Raw genomic sequence first — 3224 nt, 5'->3', positions numbered from 1 at the left:
CATGCCTCTCTCATGGCGCGGGATTCCCCTGTGCCACAACGCCGGAGGGGCAGAATGCTCGAGTTCTATTTTTCCTATTGTGGGGTGCTCAAGCGCCTGCGTAGCGGTGCACTCGGTGGCGAGATGGATCGCCTCGCGGAGCATTTTTTCACCCTTGGTTATAAGCGAGCGTCTGCCACGATTTACCTGAGCCGGATTGCGCGCTTTAGCCAGTTTGCCGCAACGCGCTGTGGTCCGATGCCTATCTCTCAAGATGTCGTCGACAGCTATTTGTGCACGTTTACTACGGATACTCCACGCATTGGAGCAGTGTCGGCACTGGGACACGCGCGGCGAGTGGCTCCAGAACGCTTCCTTGCTGCTGTTCCCAGTGTAGATAATGATCCGAATGCTCCGCTTCTGAGCTCCTTTTCGGACTATCTGAGCAGGGTGTGCGGACTGGAGTCAAAGTCTCGCGAAGGCGTTCTCCTGGGCAGCCGCCGCTTTCTGGATTGGTTCCATCGCCACCATTCCGGCCAAGACCTCGACGCATTGACGGCTGAGCATGTCCTTGCCGCTGTCGAACATCGGCTGTCACTATCGGCGACCTCCGGTACCCGCACCGCAGCAACTTCTCACATCCGGACATTTCTTCGGTTTTTGTATTGGGCTGGCCATCACGATCAGGATCTCGCGCGCGTCGTCCCCAGGACGCCCCACTGGCGTTTGGCTCATCTGCCGCCGCGCCTTGCATGGGATGACGTTCGGCGTGCAATTGATATGATCGGCGCAACGGCACCGGTTGACGTCCGCGATCGAGCCGTCCTGCTGCTGCTCGCCACCACGGGCATTCGCAACGGTGAGCTGCGCGCCCTTCAACTGCACGATATCCACTGGCGAACTGGCGAGGTTTTTGTCCGGCACACCAAGGGCAAGCGTGATCGGGTGGCCCCGCTCATCGAGGAAGCCGGTGCCGCGCTCGCCGACTATGTCCTGCGCGCTCGACCGAAGGTGGATAGTCCGTATCTGTTCCTGTCCTTCACGCCGCCCGTGGCACCATTCAAATGCGCGTCGCCTGTTTCGAGGATCGTGCGGAAGCGGTTGCGACATGGCGGGGTTGAACTCGGGCAGGTCGCAGGTGCGCATCTCCTGCGCCACAGTCTTGCCACCCAGCTCGTCAAGCAGCGAAGGCCGATCAACGAGGTCGCCGATCTCCTGGGACACCGCAGCATCAACACAACGGCGCTGTACGTAAAGGTCGCGACGTCGCAACTTGCCGAGGTCGCACTTCCCTTTCCGGGAGGCGTGGCATGACCGCCTTTGCCCGATTCCTCGGCGAGAAGGCCGAGTGTTACATCGAGCTACGCCACTCCCTCGGCTATGCCTTCAGCAAGCAAGCCGGCACGTTGCGGGCTTTCGTGAGGTACATTGAGCGCGCTCAGTTCGATGGGCCTGCCACTCGAACTTTGGCGCTGGATTTTGCCCTCTCGTTCAGCGGCGCCGCCAACAGCCGTGTCAGTCGTCACGGCGTGCTGCGCCGGTTTTACGAATATCTCGCCGTCTATGACGCGCGAACCGAAGCCTTGGAGCGCAGAGCTTTCCCCAGATCCAGAGCGATTCCGCCTCCGCGAATCCTCAGCGAGGCCGAGTTGGCATCACTCATCGACGCATGCCGCCGCATCTCGCCGGGAATCCTTCTCAAGGGGCGGACAATGGCCACGCTGATCGGATTATTGGCGAGCTCGGGGCTGCGATCAGGCGAAGTGGTCAGACTTGATCGTTCCGACGTTGATCTGGCCAACGGGATTCTCCTCATTCGGAAGACGAAGTTCCGCAAGGACCGTCTCGTTCCAGTTCACACGACGACCCAGGCTGCCCTTCGTAGCTACGTCCATGAACGGGATGCCGCTTTTCCCATGCCCAAGGACCAGGCCTTTTTCCTCAGCTCTCGTGGCAATCGCCTCTCGGCGACAGGCCTGCAAAACGGCTTTGCCGAGGCCCGCAAGCTTGCTGGTCTCGATGGCGGCAAGCCATTAAGGCCACACGATCTCAGGCACCGGTTCGCCGTGACCCGTCTCGGCCTCTGGCATCAGCAGCGCGCAGACGTTCAGGCGTTGCTCCCGTTGCTCGCCACATATCTCGGTCACGCCAGCTACAGCGACACTGCCTACTATCTCACCGGTTCGGCAGATCTTCTCGCCATTGCGGCGGAGCGCGCCTTCCTCGACGGAGGTGCAGCATGAGCGAACACCTGCTGCTGGCGCCGCTCCTGGAGTCCTACTTTCGCCGGCGCTTGACCAAACAACGCAATGCGACTCCCGCGACCGTGGCCAGCTATCGCGATGCCTTGCGCATGCTGATCATCTTTGCCGCCACCCGATTGGCGAAGAAGCCGGCCGCATTGGCACTCGAAGACCTCGATCGAGACCTCGTTCTCGCCTTCCTCGACGAGCTCGAGGAGAAGCGCAAGAACGTCATCGCCACGCGCAACGCCCGACTAGCGGCCATCCGATCCTTCTTCCATCACGTAGCAGCCGCTGACCCGGCGTCCTTCGGTGTCGCCCAACGCGTGCTGACGATTCCCATAAAACGGGCTCACATTGAGGTGACGCACCACCTCACCAAGGCCGAAGTGGACGCCCTTATTGCGGCCCCCGATCAGAGGACGTCCCGTGGGCGGCGCGACCGAACGTTTCTACTGTTTCTGGCACGGACCGGCGCCCGGGTCTCCGAAGCCACCGGCGTCAACGCAAACGACCTTCAGTTGGAACGGCCGCACCCACAAGTGCTGCTGCGCGGCAAAGGGCGCAGAGACCGCGTCGTCCCCATTGCTAAGGACCTGGCGCGGGCGCTGACATCCTTGTTGAGCGAGCGCGGGATCGCCCATCACGAGCCGCGAGCGATATTCGTCGGCGCCCGCAACGAACGCCTGACTCGTTTCGGAGCGACCCATATCGTGCGGCGTGCGGCCACAGAGGCCGTGCCTACCAGGCCGGCCTTGGCCGACAAGCCCATATCGCCGCACATCTTCCGGCACTCCCTCGCCATGAAGCTTCTCCAGTCCGGCGTGGACCTTTTGACGATCCAAGCCTGGCTCGGGCACGCACAGGTCGCCACGACCCACCGCTATGCCGCAGCGGATGTCGAGATGATGCGCAATGGACTCGAGAAGGCGGGCGTCACCGGCGCTCACGGCGTGCGTTTCCGACCAAATGACTCCGTTCTGCAACTGCTGAACAGCATCT

Annotated in this window: 3 protein-coding genes; all 3 read left to right on the top strand. The window is 61.9% G+C overall.

Going from position 1 to position 3224, the window contains the following annotated elements; genetic code table 11:
* Window positions 1–54: 54 nt before the first annotated feature.
* Window positions 55–1293 carry a site-specific integrase gene (locus NKJ55_RS35130; RefSeq protein WP_023699565.1) on the top strand — a complete coding sequence of 413 codons (1239 nt, stop codon included), beginning with the start codon at window positions 55–57 and terminating at the stop codon, window positions 1291–1293.
* Complete coding sequence (locus NKJ55_RS35125) at window positions 1290–2222, top strand: tyrosine-type recombinase/integrase (protein WP_023699564.1); 933 nt, start codon at window positions 1290–1292, stop codon at window positions 2220–2222. Before NKJ55_RS35130 ends, NKJ55_RS35125 begins: the two co-directional genes overlap by 4 nt.
* On the top strand, window positions 2219–3224 hold a 1006-nt coding region (locus tag NKJ55_RS35120), incomplete at its 3' end, for a tyrosine-type recombinase/integrase (protein WP_023699563.1). The genes NKJ55_RS35125 and NKJ55_RS35120, both read left to right, overlap by 4 nt.

This window comes from Mesorhizobium sp. M0106 (assembly GCF_040322715.1).
Taxonomy (GTDB): domain Bacteria; phylum Pseudomonadota; class Alphaproteobacteria; order Rhizobiales; family Rhizobiaceae; genus Mesorhizobium.
Note: the sequence above shows the minus strand (reverse complement) of the source record. Positions and strands in the feature narration are given on the sequence as shown.